At 50.1% G+C, this 22,600-nt stretch carries 5 protein-coding genes; all 5 read left to right on the plus strand.

The window, feature by feature from the left end; genetic code table 11:
- Positions 1-682: 682 nt before the first annotated feature.
- The 5 genes from KTO58_RS03545 to KTO58_RS03565 all read left to right on the plus strand — a co-directional run bounded on the left by KTO58_RS03545 (position 683) and on the right by KTO58_RS03565 (position 22,575).
- Positions 683-7,399 carry a type I polyketide synthase gene (locus tag KTO58_RS03545; RefSeq protein WP_095840711.1) on the plus strand — a complete coding sequence of 2,239 codons (6,717 nt, stop codon included), beginning with the start codon at positions 683-685 and terminating at the stop codon, positions 7,397-7,399.
- Positions 7,396-11,301, plus strand: a complete 3,906-nt coding sequence (locus tag KTO58_RS03550) for a beta-ketoacyl synthase N-terminal-like domain-containing protein (RefSeq protein WP_095840710.1) — start codon at positions 7,396-7,398, stop codon at positions 11,299-11,301. Before KTO58_RS03545 ends, KTO58_RS03550 begins: the two co-directional genes overlap by 4 nt.
- On the plus strand, positions 11,291-13,942 hold the full coding sequence (locus KTO58_RS03555) for a type I polyketide synthase (protein ID WP_198315031.1): 2,652 nt from the start codon (positions 11,291-11,293) through the stop codon (positions 13,940-13,942). The genes KTO58_RS03550 and KTO58_RS03555 overlap by 11 nt, the downstream gene beginning before the upstream one ends.
- Before the next feature lie 88 nt (positions 13,943-14,030).
- Complete coding sequence (locus tag KTO58_RS03560; RefSeq protein WP_095840708.1) at positions 14,031-17,303, plus strand: non-ribosomal peptide synthetase; 3,273 nt, start codon at positions 14,031-14,033, stop codon at positions 17,301-17,303.
- A gap of 31 nt (positions 17,304-17,334) precedes the next feature.
- On the plus strand, positions 17,335-22,575 hold the full coding sequence (locus KTO58_RS03565) for a non-ribosomal peptide synthetase (RefSeq protein ID WP_198315030.1): 5,241 nt from the start codon (positions 17,335-17,337) through the stop codon (positions 22,573-22,575).
- Positions 22,576-22,600 lie beyond the last annotated feature (25 nt).

Genomic DNA, 22,600 nt, shown 5'->3' on the forward strand with positions numbered 1-22,600 from the left:
GTTTAATGACCATGTAAGGAGATGATTGTTGAAAATAGCTGTAGTAAGGGTTTTGCGGCGCATTAGATGATAAATTGACACTTTTGTGGTAGCTTGAAATTTTGAAAATTGCTAAATAAGCTGTAGTTTTAACACGATGGAACATCCTGTGGCTCATCAGTTAAAAGATGTAGTCTATCCTTTGAACCCATTGATTTCAGTCATGTGTAGAAGAAGTTCCAAAGAGCAACCCTCAATGCTTGTATTTGGTTAGAACGTTTGTGGAATGGCAAGTTGAAATGATCTGACAACGCAACTTATTGAAGCGCATCCAGCTCTCCCAGTGTAGTAGTGATACTGCTACTATTACCTCGCCTTAGTTTAGAGTATTTTTTGAACGGTAACCATACCGTTGGGCTTGGCCGTAAAGGTCCGCATATCCATGTGGTATATCGGCTTTTCTGCTCACGGGGCAGGGGAAGTAATTGGCATTACATTAACTGTCGCATGTTGACTATAGTTACATGACGGAATAGCTATGTCATGAAGTAACGCGATATAACAATACTTTTTAGAACCATATATATTATCAGAAAATAATAGGAATGAAAAGCGCACCATATAATACCGGACGTGGACGATGACAGTTTTGTAGGAACCATGTGTAATGCAGAAAACCGTTAATTCTTGAAAAACTAACCTTGTGAATACCCTGATAGATCTACTATTCGAGCGCGTCGAAAAGTATACAACGACGCTATTGTATAATTATCTGAATGGAGACAATGGTCCCGCAGAAACACGCTGCTACCAGGGGCTGGCTACGGACGTCAGTACAATGGGTGCATTGCTATCCGGATACCGCCTTAAAGGACAGCGGGTATTACTCTGTTACCCGTCAGGTATCAATTATATCACCGCATTCTGGGCCTGCCTGTATGCCGGCGCTATAGCAGTGCCCGTATACCCGCCCAGGAAAAATCAATCCGTAGAAAGACTATTACAGATCATCCGTGATGCCGGCGCCGCCGCTGTATTAACGTCAGCATCCGTATGGAAAGACGTGAAAGAACGACTGGATCCACAACTGGTCAACAGCCTGGAGTGGATCGTCACCGACCAGTTGGAAAAAGAACAACCTACCATATGGTCGCCTGCGAAAGTAGATGCATCACACATCGCGTTCCTGCAATATACCTCCGGTTCTACAGGACAACCCAAAGGGGTGATGATATCACATCGTAATATCCTGCGCAACCAGGAATTGTTGTTCAAAGCATTTGGACAACGGAATAACCCTACCGTAGTAGGATGGCTACCCCTCTACCACGACATGGGATTGATCGGTAACCTGCTGCATCCATTGTATGCTGGTGGAACACTTCACCTGATGTCACCAGCCGATTTTCTGCAACGTCCCCTGCGTTGGCTGAAGGCCGTCAGCGATTACCAGGCCGATATCAGCGGTGGACCTAACTTCGCCTACGAACTCTGCCTGCAGCGTATCCCCCCTGAGCAACGCGCCTCATTGGATCTCCGGCACTGGGAAGTAGCCTTTAATGGCGCCGAAATGGTCAACGCTGCTACCCTGGAAAGTTTCTCACAGGCATTTGCTCCGCATGGCTTCCGGAAGAAAGCTTTCTATCCTTGTTATGGGATGGCAGAAGCAACCTTGCTGATCAGTGGTGGCCGCAGGGATGAAAACCCGAGAGTATATCGCGTAGACCCTTCCCTGTTGGCACAACATAAACTGCAACTCGTCAGCGATGTGGTAGAAGGTGTACCTGTACTACAATTGGTCAGCTGTGGCAGACCTGAAGTAAGAAGCTTGCGTATCGTCGATCCCATTACCCACAAAGAATTACCGCATGGTATGATAGGAGAAGTGTGGGTGAATGATCCCACCGTAGCAGAGGGATATTGGAATCATGAACAACAGCAGGCCTTTGCTGGCATGATAAAAGATGGTCCTACCACGCATTATCTGCGTACAGGAGACCTGGGTTTCTTATTGGATGGAGAGCTTTGTATCACCGGCCGCCTCAAAGAGCTGATGGTGATACGCGGGCAGAACATATATCCGCAGGATGTGGAGAGAGAGATGGAAAAGGCGCACGAAGCCTTACAACCCGGCGCCGGATGCGCATGCTCTATTACAACAACAACAGAAGAAAAACTGGTGCTGATACAGGAACTTAAACGTTCGCATTATAGGGATACAGATACCGAAGCCGTCATGGCTGCGATAAGAACAGCAGTGGTAAAACAGTTCGAATTGCCCGTACATGCGATTTGGTTGATCCGCCCGGGTGCCATGCTCAAAACATCCAGTGGCAAGATACAGCGTAATGCGTGCAAGCAGGCTTATCTGAATGAACAACCGGAAGCGCTGAAAGTAATCGCTTCCTGGAGTGAAACAGGAGCAGCTACAACGCGCCGGGAAGAAGGCACAGCAGCAAGGCCGGCTATTCGCCTGGAACAAGTGCAGCTGCAACTACGTACTGTCATCGCCACACATGCACGCATCCCACTTGAACAGGTAGACGCTCACGATGCCTTCGACAAATTCGCATTGGACTCACTGGCAGTAGCAGAGATCTCCGATGCACTGGCACATTGGGCAGGTATGGAGATATCACCGGCACTGCTATACGACTATCCGGATATCCCATCCCTTTCCACCTGGATATATCAGAGTATGGTAAGTAATAATAATAAACCTACAACTGCAACAGCGCCAGTAGCACCTGTACCGGCAGATATGCATATACCGGTAGCTGTTATCGGCATAGGCTGCCGTTTTCCGGGAGCCGAAGATGTATCGGCCTTCTGGCAACTATTACAGGAAGGCAGATCGGCAATACGCACCGTACCCGCTGGCCGATGGTCTTCACTGGATCCGCAATTGTACAAGAAGTACCCCTATATCACACAGGGTGGATTCCTGGACCAGGTAGATGAATTTGATGCGGCCTTCTTCGGCATCAGCGACCGCGAAGCCGAAAAAATGGACCCGCAGCAAAGAGCACTGCTAGAGATCACCTGGACCGCCTTTGAAGATGCCGGCATCTCTCCGTCCGCCTGGGCAGGCAGGCAAGTAGGGGTGTTCACCGGTATCAGCGCCATAGATTACTTAAGGTTACAACAAAATACCGCCTCCCTGGATGCTTATAATGGTACTGGCAATGCTGCCAGTATTGCATCCAATCGCTTGTCCTATTTCTTTGACTTCAAAGGCCCCAGCCTCTCTGTTGACACAGCCTGCTCTTCTTCGCTGGTCGCAATCATACAGGCGTGCAAGAGCCTGCAACAGCAGGAGTGCGGATTGGCCATCGCCACCGGCGCCAATATTATGGCAGCCCCCGACCTCTCCCTCATATTTGCCCGCGCAGGCATGTTATCTCCCGACGGCATCTGCAAAACATTTGACACTTCCGCCAACGGCTATGTAAGAGGAGAAGGTTATGCCGCCGTACTGTTAAAACGCCTGCCGGACGCCATCCGGGACGGCGATAACATCTACGGCGTCATCAAAGGATATGCCATCAACCAGGATGGTCATACCAATGGTCTTACCGCTCCTAATGGCCCTGCCCAGGAAGCCGTGATACAGGCCGCGCTAAGGGCCGCAGGAAAATCACCGGCACAGCTTGACTTTGTAGAGGCACATGGCACCGGCACCTCCCTGGGAGATCCCATAGAAGTGAACAGCCTGGCCAACGTATTACAACACCAACGAACAGAAAGACCTTGTTACCTGAGTGCAGTCAAAGCAAATATCGGTCACCTGGAAGCGGCTGCCGGCATAGCTGGTTTTATTAAGACATTACTATGTCTCCAACACCGGCAACTGGTACCTCAGTTACATTTTAAAAACCTTAACCCACAGATAAAACGGCAGCAGCCATCACTGGCCATCCCTGCACAGGGTATATCCTTGCAAGACCATCCTTTCCCATTGACAGCAGGTATCAGTGCCTTCGGATTTGGTGGCACCAATGCACATATCATCATCGAAGAAGCGCCAGTGAAAAGAGAGGAACAAGTGCCCGCGACAACACCGGATATCTTTGTGTTGAGTGCTGCTACAGAGATGGCATTATCGGGCGCTTGTATACGCACAAAAGAACTCGTAGCCAATACCGCTACCTCCTTGCGTAGCCTGGCAGCTTCCAGCCTGCATAGCCGGGCATCCCTGAAGCATAGGGCGGCCTGGATCATCCCCGATCAGGATACTTTATTACATCGCATGGATGACTACGTACGGGACCCTGCAATCCTTCCCGCCAGGTTACAATCACCGCGTTTAGCAATGCTGTTTACCGGGCAGGGCGCGCAGTATGCAGGCATGGCACAAGCCTTATACGAACGGCAACGCGTATTCCGCGAATCACTGGATGAATGCAGCAACATCTTACAGTCACTGACAGGTACTTCTTTGACAGACCTGCTATACGTAAAACGCGATGACCAACAGATCCACCAGACAGCCATCACCCAGCCATTGCTGTTCTCACTGGAAGTAAGTATGGCAAGGCTCTGGGAGTCCTGGGGGATCAAACCACAGGCTGTAATGGGACATAGCGTTGGCGAAATAGCTGCCGCTTGTATCGCAGGCGTCTTCAGCTTGCAGGATGGCCTGAAGCTGATCGCAACACGTGCCGCCCTTATGCAGTCACTGCCCGCCGGTGGAGAAATGTGGGCCCTGATGGCAAGCGCAGAACAGATCGCCCCCCTGTTGAAAGGATATGAAGCACATATCTCCATCGCCAGTATCAACGCTCCTAACCAGGTAGTAATAGCCGGCGCCGCTACACAGCTGCAACAACTGCTGCCGCTGCTGCAAAGCCGGAAGATCAATAGCAATCCGCTCAAAGTATCTCATGCTTTCCACTCTCCCCTGATGCAACCGATCATCGATACCTTCCGGGAGAAAATACAGGATATCCGCTTCCACTTGCCACAGATACCCTTGCTGTCAAATGTCAGCGGCACCTGGGCTGGACAGGAGGTGACAACTCCCGAATACTGGGCCGCACATATACTGGCACCGGTAAGATTCTCCGGTAGCATACAAGTGTTGAAACAGGAGGGATACAATATCTTCCTGGAGGTGGGGCCTCATCCCGTACTCAACAACCTAGCCAGACAAACATTGGGTGTCAGCAACGATATCCTCTTACTACCGAGCATCATCAACAAGTCAGATAACAACACCGATATCCTGCAAAGCCTCGCAACACTGTATATGCAAGGGTTTGATATCAACCCGGCAGGCATCTATCCAACGGGTACCTTCAACAGAGTGAAGTTATCATCCTATCCTTTCCTACGTGAACGCCACTGGCTGCCGGCGGAAAACAAACAACAGCTAACAGTACCGTCAGACGATATCTGGCAACAACTTACGGCTGCAACAACAGCTGCGGACGCCTTCTCAGAACAGGAACAACAAATATTACCCCGGCTGGTACATAAACTCAAACAAATATTACACCCTGATGCTGGAAATACAGCTAAGACCTACGAACAGCATTGGGTAGAGCATGCTGCTACTTCGTCAGTATCTGCGATCACAGGTACGCTGCTGCTGGTCGTATCAGATGCACAGCTGCTAAAAACACTGCTGGACAGTAAACAGGTACAACAGTCACGGCTGATCATCCTCTTGCCTTCTAACCTTGGAAATGCATTGCCTGATCTATCCCCCGAACACCAGGTATATCATTATACCGACCCTGGCAGTTACCAGGCGGTCTTACAGGGTATCCTGCGGACACCTGAAGAAATGTCTGTCATTTTCCCGGTGTATACACCTCCGGGAGAAACATTTGATGTAAACCGGCTGGAGGAACAGGGACATCGCTTGCTGATCCTGCTGCAACAATTAGCCAACCTGGCCGTGCAGGGACACGAACTAAGGTTGACGCTAATATGTGCTACCGCTCAGGAAACCGGCCTGTCCGCTGCCTATGCTGCCGTGTATAGTGCCATGATCAGATGTGCCCGTCTGGAAATACCCGAACTGAAGCTAAAGACCTTATATACCTCAGATACGGATCTGAGCCACTGGGAACAGCTGCTTGGGCGGGAATTACCGGCTGCCGCATTTGATGAACCGGATATTACTTATCGACAGGCAAAACGGTATGTATGCCGCCTGCGTGAAAAGAAGCTGGCACCTGCTGCTCCTTTCCGGCTATCCGGTGATGGACTGATCATCATTACCGGTGGCAGCAGTGCATTGGCAACCGCCTTATTGCCCTGGATATGGGCAAAAGGGGGGCGCAATGTCTTACTGGTAGCCAGGAATCCCCCTGCTGAAGTAAAAGAACGTGTGATCCATAAACTGGCGGCACCCACAGATAGCCAATTGCAATGGTGCTTTACAGACATCGCTACCGCCGCATCTACTCCATTGTTAAAAAAGAAGATAGAGGAGCAGGGTGGTAAGCTGGAAGCGATCTTTCACCTGGCAGGCGTATTAAAGGATAAACACCTGCATCAGCTGGATTGGGAGGACATCCATACAGTGTGGGCGCCCAAGATAGCAGGCACCTTACAACTGCATCAACTCAGTACAGCATATGCGGATGCCGCTTTTATTGGTTTTTCATCCGTAGCAGCCACCTTGGGTGCTCCCTCACAATTGGGATATGCCTCGGCAAATGCATTCCTGGATGCCTGGATGACCTGGCGTCACGCGAATGGTATGCCGGGTTGCAGCATCGCATGGGGCCCCTGGGAGGGCGCAGGAATGGCAGAACAGGCCACTTCGCACCTGACAGGTGGTGTGGCACTGATACATAAACTACCGCCAATAGCAGCCATAGATAAACTGGAGCAAGTGCTGGACGCCGGCGCAGTAAATACGGTCGTCGCTGCCTGGAATACCGATGTGATATCTTCTGCCTGGCAGCAATTACCCCTGCTGTCAGCATTGTCGGACAATACCGCCGTCCGCAAACAAACCAATGACCGATCGGCAGCAATAGCTTTTAAAGAGCAGATACTTACCTTCCCCCCGGCAGAACAACAACAGCAAATGCAACAGCTGGTCGCACAAACCGCCAGCCGGGTATTAAGCGGCACCGGGATCAAAAAACAGCTTGATCCGGACACCCCCTTTGTAGCACTGGGAATGGACTCGATCATGAACGTAGAATTACAACAACGGCTGGAACAGGTACTTGACCTTAACTTCTCTGCCGTTGCTGTATATAACCATAACACCGTTGGAACGCTGGCAACATTCCTGCTGAATAAGATACTCAGCACAACCCCCACACAGACTGACACGAAATATCAGCACCACGGCAATGGATATAGGGAGCGCAGCGTAGCGATCGATACCATGAACGAAGCTGAAGTAACCGCCTTACTCGAAAAGGTCCTCAGTAATAAAAAATATGCATTATGAGTAACAATATCCGGCAGGTGAACACCGCATTGATCAGACATGCTTTAAAGGCGATAGACCTCCTCGAAACAGAAGTGTCCGACCTCAGGGCCGCATCCAACGAACCAGTGGCTATTATAGGTATGAATAACCGCTTCCCGGGTGGCGCAGATACACCGGAGGCTTTCTGGGAGCTGTTGCAACATCGTAGAGATGCTATCAGCGAAACCCCATTGAGCCGCTGGAACAAATCAGCCGTGTATGACCCGGATGTCAACGCACCTGGAAAAATATATAGCACCAAAGGGGGCTTCATCGACAACGTAGACCAGTTTGATGCAGGCTTCTTCAATATATCCCCTATCGAGGCCATGATGATGGACCCGCAGCAACGCATCACGCTGGAAGCCTCCTGGCACGCACTCGAAAATGCCGGCATACCACCCGATTCCCTGGCAAAGACCAGAACAGGTGTATTCGTTGGGATAGGACAAAATGATTATGCCTTCCTGACAACCCGGCAACTGGGAGATCATAACGTCAACGCCTATTACGGGCTGGGCAACGGCCATTGCTTTACCCCCGGCCGTATATCCTATCTCCTGGGTTTACATGGCCCTTCTTTCGCTGTAGATACCGCTTGCTCTTCCGCTTTATTGGCTGTACATATCGCTTGTCAAAGTCTGCGTAACCGGGAATGTGAAATTGCACTGGCAGGTGGCGTACAGCTCATGTTATCACCGGTAATGGGCATCTACCTCTCCCGTACCCGCGCATTGTCGCCTTCCGGATATTGCCGTTCCTTCAGTGCCGATGCAGATGGATTTGTCAGGGCGGAAGGGGTAGGTATGATCGTATTAAAACGCCTTCGCGACGCACAACGCGATGGCGACCGTATCCTGTCCGTTATCAAAGGTTCCGTAGTCAACCACGATGGTAACAGCAGCGGCATCACCGTACCCAACGGGCTGGCCCAGCAACAGCTATTACAGGAAGCACTGTCAGTAGCAGGTATACATCCCGATCAGCTGGCCTATATAGAAGCCCATGGTACAGGTACCGTACTGGGAGACCCCATAGAACTGGATGCCCTGGATACCATATATGCGGCAACACGCAGTACCGACACCCCGTTATGGGTAGGAGCCGTGAAATCAAACATCGGACACCTGGAAGCAGCAGCAGGTATCGCCGGCCTGATAAAAACAACCTTGTCACTGCAACATGGCCTGATCCCTGCCAACCTCCATTTTTCAGCTCCTAACCCGCAGTTTGACTGGAACAGCTCCGCTCTGCGCGTACCGGTGGAAAATGTGCCGATATCACTGGGTATTACACCGATCGCTGGCGTCAGCTCCTTCGGATTAAGTGGTACCAATGTACATATGTTACTGGAAGCACCGGCAGCCATCACCCCCGCGGAAAAGATCGCCTTCCCCTTTCATATCATTACACTCAGTGCAAAAGAATTCCCCGCCTTATTGCAAAAGATCAGTGACCTGCGGGAATTTATAAAACACAACCCCGAAGTGGCCATAGATGATATCGCATGGACCGCCAATGGAGGTCGCCAACATTTTAACCAGCGCATCGCCTGGATAGTAAAAGATAAAGAAACACTGCTGGCAGCCCTGACAGCCATCAGTAGTGAATCAGATATAAACACACATACCGAGACGCTGCAGCAACAACCGGTTAGTGAGCGTATAAACAGGTTAATAACAGAACAAATACCATTTGCCGGCTGGGCGGGTGAGATGGCCAATGTCGGCTGGGAAACTGCCTTACAGGAGCTGGCGGCTATTTATATCTCCGGTCAGCGTATCCCCTGGCAACAACTTTATCAGGACTGTAACTATAACAAGATCGTACTGCCACTGATGCCGTTCAATCGTCAGCGTTACTGGGTAGACATGCTGCCGGGTGTTGAAAAACCAACGGCTGTCATAACAGAAGTACCCATACAACCAGAACGGAAAGATCCCGAGAAAACAGCCTACGACTACAGCTGGCTGCAACAGGCGTTACCCGCCAGCAAACGCCAGCTGAATGACGGAGAGTGGCTGATATTGATCGATGAGCCGGAAGAAAAAGAACATTGGCAGGAAATATTGGGAGAACAAACCGTATGGTTTGTACAGTTTGCCGCGAAACGCGAAGCGACCGTTGATGGTTATATCCTAAACCCTGATAAAGAAGACGATTGGCAGTGGCTATCCGCAGAACTCGCCGCTGCTGAACATCCGCTGCATATTGTTTACGCAGCCACCTTATCCGGCTATGCCGCAAAACAAAAGGGTATATCTGCGCCGGCTTTAGCCGTAACCGCCACCGCCGTTTTGCTCAAACTGGCGCAACAGTTTGCCCGCACAACCTATAGCCGCCAGACATCACTGTTTATCATCACTAGGGATGCGGTCGCCGTTACCGCAACAGACACATTGGAAGGATGGCAACAGTCAGGTATCATAGGCTTCAGTAAAAGTCTTTCCCTGGAAATGCCGGCTATGATGAGTGGGGTACTGGATATACCCTCTTCGCTGGAACCCGAGACCTGGAAAGCTGTAATCAGTGCCTGGCTATCCGCTGCAGCAGAGCCTTTACAGGCTTATAGGGATAATACATGGTGGGTACCCAGGTTAACACCGTTCAAAGGTGCCGAACTACCGGAAGATATCCAGATCGATCCCGAGGGTGCTTACCTGGTAACCGGTGGCACTGGATACCTGGGTATCAAAGCCGTAAAATGGCTGTTGTCCAAAGGCGTACAGAAAATATTCGTCACAAGCCGCAGCGGCTGGAGTGGAGATAATAACCCATTCTTCGATCCGGGCACTACAGATACCAGCGCAGTAAGCTGGATCAAAGCAGATATCAGCGAAGCGGCAGCAGTTGATTTTCTCCTGGAAGAGATCAAAAAGCAATCCGATGGAAAACGGTTGGCAGGGATCGTACATGGAGCTGGTAGCGCTGGCTTCGCAGAGGCTACCCATATCAGCCGGGAAGCACTCACTGCCGTGATCGCCTCCAAAGTATATGGTACCTGGTGGCTGTACGAAAGACTGCAGGATACACCGTTGGATTTTGTGATCGGTTTCTCCTCCATTTCCGCTGCATGGGGCTCTCATGGACAAACCCATTACTCTACAGCAAACCAGTTCCTCGATGCCATACTACATTTCTGGAACAGGAAAGGGCAGCGTGCACTGAGTGTACACTGGGGCCCCTGGTCCGGTGGAGGCATGGCTGGCGTAGAAGATATCGAAATGCTGGGTAAAAGAGGTATCAACGCCTTCCCTCCCGAACAAACAATGGATATACTCGAACTGTTCCTCCGGCATGGAAATGTACAACCCGTGGTCGTAGACGCTAACTGGGCGGTATTCGCTCCATTACTTGCTATGCTGGGACATGGACACCTGTTTGAATCCCTGGTAACACAGAATACACCTGGTGGCAGACAACAAGGAACAGTACAGACAGGATTCAGCCAGCTAAGAGCAGACATACAGGCGATGCCGGTCATCCAGGGTGAACAGGTACTATTGCAATTCCTGAAAGAACAGGTAGGAGAGATACTTGCCTACCAGAACGGACAATTACCGGATTCCCGCCAGGGACTCTTCGAAATGGGCATGGACTCCATGTCAGTGATACAACTCAAAGAAAGGATAGAAACACAACTGCAGATAGCCGTACAGGTGACAGATATCTTTGAATACCGCACCATAGAACAGCTATGTAGCTATCTGCTGGAAATGATCTGTGAAACACAGCAACAACCATCCGTAGCCGCAAACGGTAGTACAAATAATACAACAGCATTCGATAACTACGGACAACCGGATGGCAGCCTGCCCGTAGATGCACTGCTGGAAAAATTATTTACTCATATCAAAACATTGGAAGAGTATGCAAACTGAGAACGCATTACAAGATGCTTTGTCACTGATGAAGCAATCTTACGATCAATTGAGGGCATATCGTGACAGAGACTATCGTCAACAGGAACCCCTGGCGATTGTCGGTATGGCTGGTCGCTTCCCCGGCGAAGGCAGGGATATCAATGCTTTCTGGCAGATGCTGCTCAACGGGGAAGACATCGTAACAGAGATACCTCCCGAACGATGGGACCTCGAAGAATACTATGATCCCAACCCGGACGTAATAGGCAAAATATACAGCCGTTGGGGCTCTTTCGTGAAAGATATCGATCAGTTTGACGCTGCATTCTTTGGTATCTCCCCACAGGAAGCATGGTCCCAGGATCCACAACAGCGCTTGTTACTGGAGTCTTGCTGGAGAGCATTCGAAAATGCCGGCTACCTGCCGGGGGCAGAACCAGATACCGGCGTATTCGTTGGCGTCTGTACCTCAGAATACCTGGTACGGATCACCCAGACACCTTTGGAAGAGCTGGATAAAAGAACCATCCCCTATTTCAGCACAGGCAATGTGTTTAATGCTTTATCCGGCCGCCTCTCCTATGTGTTCGGTTTTCAGGGCCCTTGCGTAGCCATGGATACAGCATGTTCCTCTTCCCTTGTCGCTTTACACCTGGCATGCAATGCCATCCGCCGTGGAGAATGTAAACAGGCCGTAGTGGGGGGCGTAAACCTGCAACTCATACCGGAAAGTACGATGGCCATTTCTCATGCTCGCATGCTCTCCCCCGATGGCCGTTGTAAAACCTTTGATGCAGATGCCAACGGATATGTGAGAGGAGAGGGCTGCGCAGTGATCGTCATTAAACGATTGTCAGAAGCCATAAGGGATAACGATCGTATCCATGCCGTGATCAGGGGCAGTGCGGTCAACCAGGATGGCGGTGGTAGCGGTTTCACAGTACCCAGCAGCAAAGCACAGGAGAAACTGATGCGTAAAGCCCTGGCCAGCGCAGGACTGGAACCGGGAGAGGTAGATTACCTGGAAGCGCATGGTACCGGTACCTCCCTGGGAGACCCAATAGAACTATCCGCCGTACAGGCCGTATATGGCGCTGCCGCACGTCAGCGCCCGTTATGGGTAGGCTCTGTAAAAACCAACATCGGCCACCTCGAAGCCGCCGCCGGCATCACCGGCGTAGTAAAAACCGCCATGTCTGTCAAAAACCGGATCATCCCGGCGCACCTGCACCTTAAAAATCCTAATCACCGCATCCCCTGGAGCAGATATAATATACAAGTGCCGCAGCAACAACAAAAATGGCCGGAGGTCAACAGGCCCGCAAGAGCTGCCGTAAGCGCCTTCGGATTCAGTGGTACCAACGCCCATGTCATCCTGGAATCAGCTCCGGAAACAAAACAGGATACATATACACCCGGAAAGATCACGCCGATCGATGGCTATCATTTCTTTTCCCTGTCAGCCCGCTCAGCAGATGCACTGATAGAATATGCAGACAAACACCTCGCGTTCCCTGATCAGGACCTGCCCTTAAATATCTTCTGTAAAGCAGTACAGCGCATCAACCCACTTATGCGTTACCGCAAACACTTTATTGTACAGACAATAGAAGACCTTAAACAACAACTGCAACAGTTCCTGGACCAAGGAACCGATGCACTCGACGAACCAGCTAATGGCCGCGAACAATATGCAACGGCATTTATCTTCAATGACAACGCAGACAAAGAAATACCGGCTCTCTATAAATCATTGTATGAACGATTCGCTACCTTCGCCGCATCAGTGGATGAACATGCCGGTTTTATCAGGAAGAATAAAGGAACCGATATACTTAAATTATTGGACAACATTACTGCCGGACCTGAATGGACAATACCCGCCGCACATTTCGTATTCCAGTACGCTCTGACAGTATTGCTGAAAGAATGGACAGTACTGCCCGACAGGGTACTGGGCTATGGCAGAGGGGAATACCTGGCCGCAACAGCAGCAGGCGTCATGAATGCTGAAGATGCATTAAGGCTGCTCATCGCCCGTGAAGAAGGAAAAACAACTACACCGGAGATCGCGGCAGAAATGTTTGCCAACGTACTCGATTATGTAGTATTACGTACACCGGTCATCCCTTTCATATCAGGTACAGAAGGCAAAGAGGTCAAGAAAGAATTGGCGACCAGGGAATATTGGCTTGCCCATGCTACCGGCAAGATCAGCCTGGATGCCGCCGTAGCGCTATTACATACCGTAGGCAGTGATAAAATATGCCTGGAATTCGGGGCAACAACGATCCAGCCTGCAGCTGGCAGCAAACATAGATTCCATACAGTAGAACACTACAGGTCACTACTGGAAATATTAGGGGACTTGTACGACTCAGGATTCGAACTGGACTGGAATGCTTTCTATGAACAGGTACCAGTGCAAGTGATAGATGGATTGCCTGGATATCCGTTCCAGCTTAAACGTTACTGGCCGGATGAAAATATAGGCAACAGTAAAAGAGCCGATCGCCGTAATAAAAAACAATTGCTTGAATATCTGTACAACACCGCTTCCTGGACAGAAGAAGAACGTGCAATGATCGTAAATGTAGTCAATAGGTTACCCGAATACCAGGAAAGCAGACAACCCGCACAACTCAGCATGACGGATTAAGATCGCACAATTACGTGTAGATCCTTCGTATCCCCATGACTGAGAAGATCGGAAACCATATTATTGAACAACTAAGAAAACCACGGTCATGAGCCACTTTGATCACCCTATTTCTCAAGATACAGACATCAGGCACAACCTGAAAAAAGAAACAGGTACCGGACAAAATAACCAGGCATGGCCACTCACAGCAGGACAACAATCACTGTGGCTAATGCAAAAAATGCATCCGGAAGATGTTACCTACAATACAGGATTTGCTATCCATATACCATTTTCACTCGACCCCGTGGTCATCCGCAAAGCCATGCGTAGCATGTGCAGCTGGTATCCCCTCTTCACCGCAATATTCCGCATGGGAACAACAGAGCCGGAATGCGTTACCGGGAAAACAATGCCCTCCCTCGAAATGGTAGATGCCTCCGGCTGGGAAGATGAAACGCTGCAAAGCAAGATACTGGAAAAGCAACTGCTGCCGTTCGACCTTGAGAATGGACCCGTAGCCCGCATGTACATCTTCTCAAAAAATAGTGCAGAACATATCATCTTGTTCGTCGTCCATCATATCATCTATGACTTTGAATGTAAAGCCTTGATATATGAAGCCTTCATGCGACATTGTCAGGAAGTATACCAGGGTATGTCGCTTACCGGTGAATTACCAACACCTAAACCATTCCGGGAGCATGTCATAGCCGAACGGGATCTCCTGGCAGGAGAGATGGGCAAAAAATACAGAGAGTTTTGGCAGCAGCAGGCTGGGGAATTTCCGGTAATGCGGGAACTGGCGGCCTATAGGCAACTACAAGATGGAGAAATGGACACTACGGCCGCCAGCACCTTTAAAGTAGATATCACGCTATATCAACAGCTCAAAGAGCAAACCGGTCGTCAGAATGTCACCACTTTTGCCTGGCTGCAATCCGTATTTCAACTGCTGGTACATAAATATACCGGCTTGCAGAAAATCGTAACGGGCGTACCCGTATCTAATAGAGATCACAGACTGTTCAAAGATACCCTCGGATATTTTGTCAACCTGTTGCCGGTTACCAGTACCTGGTATCCCAGGCATACATTTACAGAACATCTGCGGGACAGCACAAAAAATTTCATCCGGATATTGTCGCATAAACAATACCCCTTCTCCGATATCCTCGCGTTGGCAGATATCGACAGAGCGCCGGGAAAACATCCGCTGCTGCAGCATGTACTCAATTACCTGGTATTCCCAAAAGCTTCAGGAGGCGCCAAAGCCGATCAATACGGCAATACCTACTACGATCTGCCACAACAAAGCCCGTTCTCCATTGCCCTGGACGTAGTCGACGACGGCGAACAACTGCATATACAATGTAAATACAGAACGGCAGCCTACGATGATGCTTTTATAGAAGACCTCTGTCAACAGTATCTGTGGTATCTCCAGCAATCAATAGCCAAACCGGACGTTCCGCTCGATGAATGGCAATGGACAAGGCCAGCCTGGGAACAACAGCTGGAAGAATGGAATAGCGGTGTGATCGATCATAAGGACAATGAGGTAATACATCGGTTGTTCGCCACCGTAGCTGCCTTATATGCAGGCCAGGACGCTGTAGTAGCACCAGATACAAGTATCACCTATGGTGATCTTGATACCTACGCCAACCAGCTGGCACATTTTATACGGGTGTCATACCCTGCCTCAAAAGGCCAGGTAATGGCTTATATGCTGAAACGGTCGACAAGAGTAGTGGTGTCTATATTAGGCATCCTCAAAGCAGGGGCTGCATATATGCCTGTCGATCCCGACCTCCCGCCGGCTCGCATAAAAGCTATGTTACAAGCCACAGGATGTGAAGTGCTCGTCTGTGATGACATCGCTCAGCTGGCATTGCTTGAATTGCCTGCTTACATACGTATAATAGCATTCAATAGTGACGAAGAACACATCCGCCGCATGCAGCAAGAGGAACCGGATTGTCTGGTTACAGGAGAAGATACCGCATACGTGATGTTTACTTCCGGCTCTACAGGACACCCCAAACCTGTACAGGTACTACATGCAGGAGTAGTCAACCTGGTAAAAGATAACAAATGCCTCCCCATCGGTCCGGGTGATAATATGGCGCAGCTGTCGAATTATATTTTTGATGGCAGCACCTTCGAAATATTCGGCGCATTGCTGAATGGAGCAGGACTACATATCCTGCCGGTTTCAACGGTTTATTCTCGGGAAGCACTGCTGGCATATGTCAATGAACAGAAAGTAAATGTAGCATTACTACCCACTTCCCTGTTCAACCGTTTTGCCACAGAAGACCCTGCCTTTGTCGCCGCTTTCGACAGGTTATTTTTTGGTGGAGAAGCAGCCTCCCTGGAATACGTCAGGCAGGTAATGCCGTATTGTAAGCATGCAGGCGTATTGGTAAACGCATATGGCCCTACTGAATGTACCGTTATATCCTTGTATTACCCGGTGTATGAACTGTCGGCATATAATGCTGATATACCATTAGGTCGTCCGCTCAATAATGCAAAGGTCTATGTCCTAGATGAACAACACCGCTCTTTACCAATGGGCGTAGCCGGAGAACTGTATATAAGTGGTAAAGGTGTTTCAGGGGGCTACTTCAAACGACCCGATCTGAACGAAAGCCGGTTTATAAATGCGCCGTGGAATGACAACGAACGACTATATGCAACCGGCGACATAGTATGCTACCTGCCATATGGACAACTGCAGTTCGTAGGGCGAAGAGACCAGCAATTTAAATTCAGAGGATACAGAATAGAACCAGGAGAGATAGAAACAACAATCTCCACATTCCCGGGTGTCAGCGCAGTATGGATACACAAACATCAGCCGGCTACCGGCCCCGCAGTGTTGATCGCCTTCGTGGAAACAACCATATCCGAAATAACAGCCGTAGTATTGACGACCTTCCTGTCCGATAAGTTACCACACTACATGATCCCGGGTAAATATATACTGTTGAATACCTTCCCGCTCAACAGGCAGGGAAAAGTAGATCACCATGTTTTATTACAGCATATACAACAAGTAGGCGAACAGGAATATACTCCTCCGCAGACCTCCGAAGAAAAAACCGTAGCGGCCATCTGGGAAAGAGCCATGCACCTCGAACGGATCAGCATTCACGACAATTTCTTCGCTATAGGAGGTCATTCCTTACTGGCTGCCAGGATCATGGCAGAGATCACCGCGTACTTCGACGTGGAAGTATCCCTGGGTGCCGTATTCCGCTCACCCACCATACATACGATAAGCAATGAGATCATTCGGCGAAAGGCTTCCACAGCGGGCATTACCCCCGAGATCAAACGGGCCGATCGCGGAAAGTTCATCCGACACTAATTATCCTACCATCAAAATATTGATTACCCTTATGGAGCAAAATGTAGCAACCGGAGAGATATTCGCATTCCCCACTTCTGCTGCCCAACGCAGACTCTGGATATTATCCCGGTTTAAAGGAGCGAATGAAGCATATAATATCATCGGCGCATTAAAGCTGGAAGGTGACTTCCGTCCGGAAATATTCGAACAAAGCCTGGCATTCGTTACAGAACGACATGAAAGCCTGCGTACCACCTTCGAACCGGATGGTATGAATATACTACAGCTCGTACATCCGCATAAACAGGTATCCCTGCCGGTAATAACCATACACGATTCCCAGGAAGAAGAGAAGATTAAACAGCTGATCCGAGAAGAAGCCTCCACGCCATTCGACTTGGAGAAAGGCCCCCTCTATCGTATCCGCATTGCAAAAGGAAAACAAGCCACCTACCTGGTATGTTGCCTGCATCATATTATCGCAGATGGATGGTCCATGGAAGTGTTTATCAGGGAACTCTCCCTCACCTACAACGCCCTGCTGCATCAACAATCACCGGTCCTGCCTCCGATAGAACTGCAATACAGCGACTATGCAGTATGGCAACACGAACTGGAAACGAACGGTGGTATGGACACGTCCCTACAGTATTGGACAGAACGTCTCCATGGCGCACCACCCCTACTGGAGCTACCAGTAGATAACCCCCGCCCTGTCATGCAGACATTCGAAGGGGAAACCTTCGAATACCCATTGGATAAAGAATTGACCAACGCGGTAACTACCGCCTGCCGTCAATACGAAACCACACCGTTCGTATTGCTGCTGGCAGCATTTAAGGTATTATTATGTCAGTATACAGGAGAAGAAGATATCGTAACGGGAACACCCGTAGCCAACAGGGAACGCAAAGAACTGGCCGGCATCATAGGCTTTTTCGTGAACATGGTCCCCATCAGAAGCCGGCTCTCCAACGATACCACCTTCGAAACATTACTGAACAGGCTCAAAATAACAATGGCAGAAGACCTGGATCATCAACAGGTACCGTTTGAAAAACTCGTGGAACAATTGCCTTATAAACGAGCCGCCAGTTATCATCCCATATTCCAGGTACTCTTCGGAATGCAGGCTTTTGAAGAAACAGCGTTTGCGTGGGAAGGTGGTAAAGCAACCTTCTTGCCGGTAGATATCCCTTCCGCCAAATTCGACCTCTCCCTGACCATCAGGAAAGATGGCCCCGCATTCACCGCCGTTTGGGAATACAACACCGCCCTTTTCGAACAGTCGTCAGTGAAGAAAATGGCAACACACTACCAGCAACTACTACGACAGCTGCTGGCACAACCGCAACAGCCAGTCGCCAGTATATCGTTTTTAGATAAAGACGAACGAAAACAATTATTGGTAGACTGGAATAAAACAGCAATACAAATACCCGTTCCGCATTCTTTTCATGAGTGGTTTGTCAGACAGGCACTATGTGCGCCGGGTAGAACAGCCGTGATAGATGATAAACACACACTGAACTATCAGGAATTGAACCGCTGGTCCAACCGCTTGGCACATTATCTCCTGGCACAGGATATCTCAGCCGGACAGCCCGTAGGCGTCAGCCTCGAAAGGAACAGCGATATGCTGATCGCCTTACTGGCTATTATGAAAGCCGGCGGCGTATATGTCCCCATCGATCCGGCATACCCGGCAGAACGCAAACAGTATATCCTGCAGGATGCAGGTATTCGCTGCTTACTCACGCACCAGCGCTTGCAGGACCCGGCTGCAGATGGGATAAAAGTGATCTACATGGATGAAACAGACGCCGCCTGGAAAAATAAAGCGGCAGCACCGGTACAACAGATAGTGGCTGCTGAAGACCCCGTGTATATCATCTATACTTCCGGTTCTACCGGCCAACCAAAAGGAGTACGTATCCCGCATATCGCCCTCATGAATCTGTTGCATAGTATGCAACGCAAACTGCATGTCACAGCAGATGACCGCCTCCTGGCTGTCACATCCCTGTCTTTTGACATCGCCGGGTTAGAAGTATACCTGCCCCTCCTGTCAGGAGCAACCGTAGTGATCGCCCCGCGTAATGTGACACAGAATGGCATCGCACTGGCGAAAATGCTGGAAGAACACGACATCACCATAATGCAGGCTACACCCGCAACATGGATGATGCTCCTTGATGCCGGATGGAAAGGTAAACCGGACATGACCGTTATCTGCTGCGGAGAAGCATTCCCACGCGAATTAGCTAATAAACTGCTGGCTGGTAACAAAAGCGTATGGAATGGCTATGGCCCCACCGAAACGACCATCTTCAGCGCCATAAGTAAGGTCATGGAAAGTGATCGTTCCAACGTACCCATCGGCCGCCCTGTAGACAATACCTGCTTGTACGTCCTGGACCAATACCTCCAACCCGTTCCGCCGGGAATGGTGGGCACACTTTATATCGGCGGCCGTGGCTTAGCTATTGACTATTATAACCAACCGGCACTGACTGCTGGCAAATTTGTCGCAGACCCATTCAGACCGGGAGAACGCATATATAACACCGGCGACCGCGCCAGGTATCTTCCCGATGGCAATATTGAATATTTCGGAAGAGCCGACTATCAGGTCAAGGTCAACGGCTATCGTATAGAAACAGAGGAAATCTCCTATCACCTGTCCCAACAGGAGGGCGTGGCCAAAGTAGTCGTGACCGTAAGAAAGGATAACAATGCCATGAACCGGCTGGTAGCATACATCGTACCTGCTACCCCTGGACTCACGCCAGATGTATTACGTAACGCCCTACTGAAGAAACTACCAGTATACATGATCCCGGCATTTTTTGTCTTCCTCGAAAAATTACCGCTCACTCCCAATGGTAAGATCGATAGGAATGCGTTGCCGGAACCAGACCTGTCCCATAGCAACTTTCGCCGTGAATACATTGCCCCGCAAACTAAAGAAGAAAAACTGCTGGTAAATGTATGGCAGGAAATATTGGGCACAGACAGGATAGGCATCCACGATAACTTCTTCGACCTCGGCGGTGCCTCATTACAGAGCATCGGTGTCGTAATGAAAATGGCAGAGCAGGGATATAAAATGTTCCCCGAAACCTTGTTCGAATTCCAGACCATACACGAACTGGCACCAGCACTGACGCCTTTCAAAGAGGGGGAAGCAGCGGCTGATAAATATCGCTTGCAGACATTGTCATTTACCGCAGACATGCTCTATCAGCAAGGACAACCTGCCGCCAATGACAGAGAAGCATTACGCATCAATATCGAAAGTTTCCATGCTTACCTCCCCGAAAGGATCATGACCTCCAAAGAAGTGCTGAACGGTTGCGTCAATACCGTCCGCTTCCCGATGGAAAAACTCACCGGTGTAAAAGCACGCCATGTGACGGCAGAAGATGAATGCACCTTCGGGATGGCCGCCAAAGCAATGGAACGTTGCTTCGCCATGTCCCGCTATACCCCGGCCGATATCGATATCCTTATCACCTGTAGCATATTCAGAATGGATGGCCAGGAACGCCTGGTGCTGGAACCTTCTATGGCCGCCCGCCTCGCTGCACAATTCGGTTGCAACAATGCCCTGACCTTCGATATCTCCAACGCATGCGCGGGTATTTTCTCCGGCTTATTACTGGCAGATAACTATATCCGCACCGGTAGAGCCGGGCGCATCATGCTCGTCAGCGGAGAATACCTGACACACCTCACTCAAAATCACTTACCCGAAATAAAAGATTACCTCGACCTGGGAATCGCAGCCCTCACACTGGGCGATAGCGGACTAGCAATGGTCCTGGAGCCAACCACTACACCGGGCAAAGGTTTTGTCGATATCGACTTGTTCACCATGGGCGCTTACAGCGATCTCTGTGTCGTGAGGTCCAGCAAACAGGGAGCCGGCTTGTTAGTAAGAGCAGATGCCATCGGCATGATGGACGCCGGACATATGGAAACCGCCCGGCATGCATTGCAGACCATGATAAAAAACCGCTGGCAACCCGAACAGGTAGATTTCCTGCTCATGCACCAGGCCTCCAGCATCGCTATCGCCAATACCCGTATCGGCATCAATCGTTTCCTGGGCAAAGAACTGGCACATGCCAGTAATGTGATCGATAACATCTCCCACAGAGGAAATACCGCTACCACCACCCACTGGATAGCCCTGCAGGACCATATCCTGAAAGGAAATATCCCCTCCTGGCAGAACTTCCTGATGTATATCAGCGGATCTGGCCTCAATATAGGCACCGCCCTCTATGGAATGGACGATCTGCCGGACAGGGTCCGCCAGTACTGGGAAACCGGTATCCCAACAGAGAAAAAACAGCCGGAAAACATAACGCTGGTTAATACACTGGCCAAACGCACCCGCATAAAAGCCCGGGCCTTCAGCGCTCCCGTATCCGAAACAGAAGAGGGGCCATCCGCTTTACGCTGGGCCTCAGATGCCGCTGCCGCCTGTCTCGCACAGGTGCCGGAATTGGATCGCTCCGATATCGGCCTCGTATTCTATACCGGCGTACATCGCGACGATCATATCTACGAGCCGGCCATCGCTACCATGATCTGTGGCAACCTCAATCTCAATGCTTACAACGGCCGCTCCCAAGGCGCACCGCTTACCTTTGGCATAGACCTGCTCAATGGCAACCTCGGCTTCCTCCAGGCCTGTTACACCGCTGGCGTCATGATGGAAACCGGCCGTACCTCCTACACATTGGTATGTACAGGCGAAATGGAAAACAATACCCTCAATCAACAGGCACCGGCAGGCATATACGAAGGAGGAGCAGCCTGGCTGCTGGAACAGTCAACAACCACTGAAGCGGGAATAGGGGAGTGCCTGTTCGAAAGCCACCCGGATTTACTGGAATATGGTGCCGCCTGGGTACAATGGACCAATGGAGATCCGCTGGTCAGCATCACCAGCATCGAGGCATATAGCAAAAAAATACTTCCATTGCTGAAACAACTGGCTGACCGCTTACTGAAAACCGCTGGCCTAAAACCCTCCGACATCAGTTACATCATCCCGCATTTCGCAGATCCGGTTACCGCCGCAGCAATACAGGCCAAACTGGGCTGGGAAGCCCCCGTTATCCAGCTACCTGAAGGCCCCGGCAACAGGCAGACACTTACATTACCCCTACTGCTCGATGCATGCGAACAGCAATATCAGCCACAACAGGCACAAATCACCCTGATATTGAGCGCAGCTGCAGGTGGACAGCTGGGGGCCGCCCTCTACTACCACTGATCACACTATTCAATTATTATTAACC

Source organism: Chitinophaga pendula, from assembly GCF_020386615.1.
Taxonomy (GTDB): domain Bacteria; phylum Bacteroidota; class Bacteroidia; order Chitinophagales; family Chitinophagaceae; genus Chitinophaga; species Chitinophaga pendula.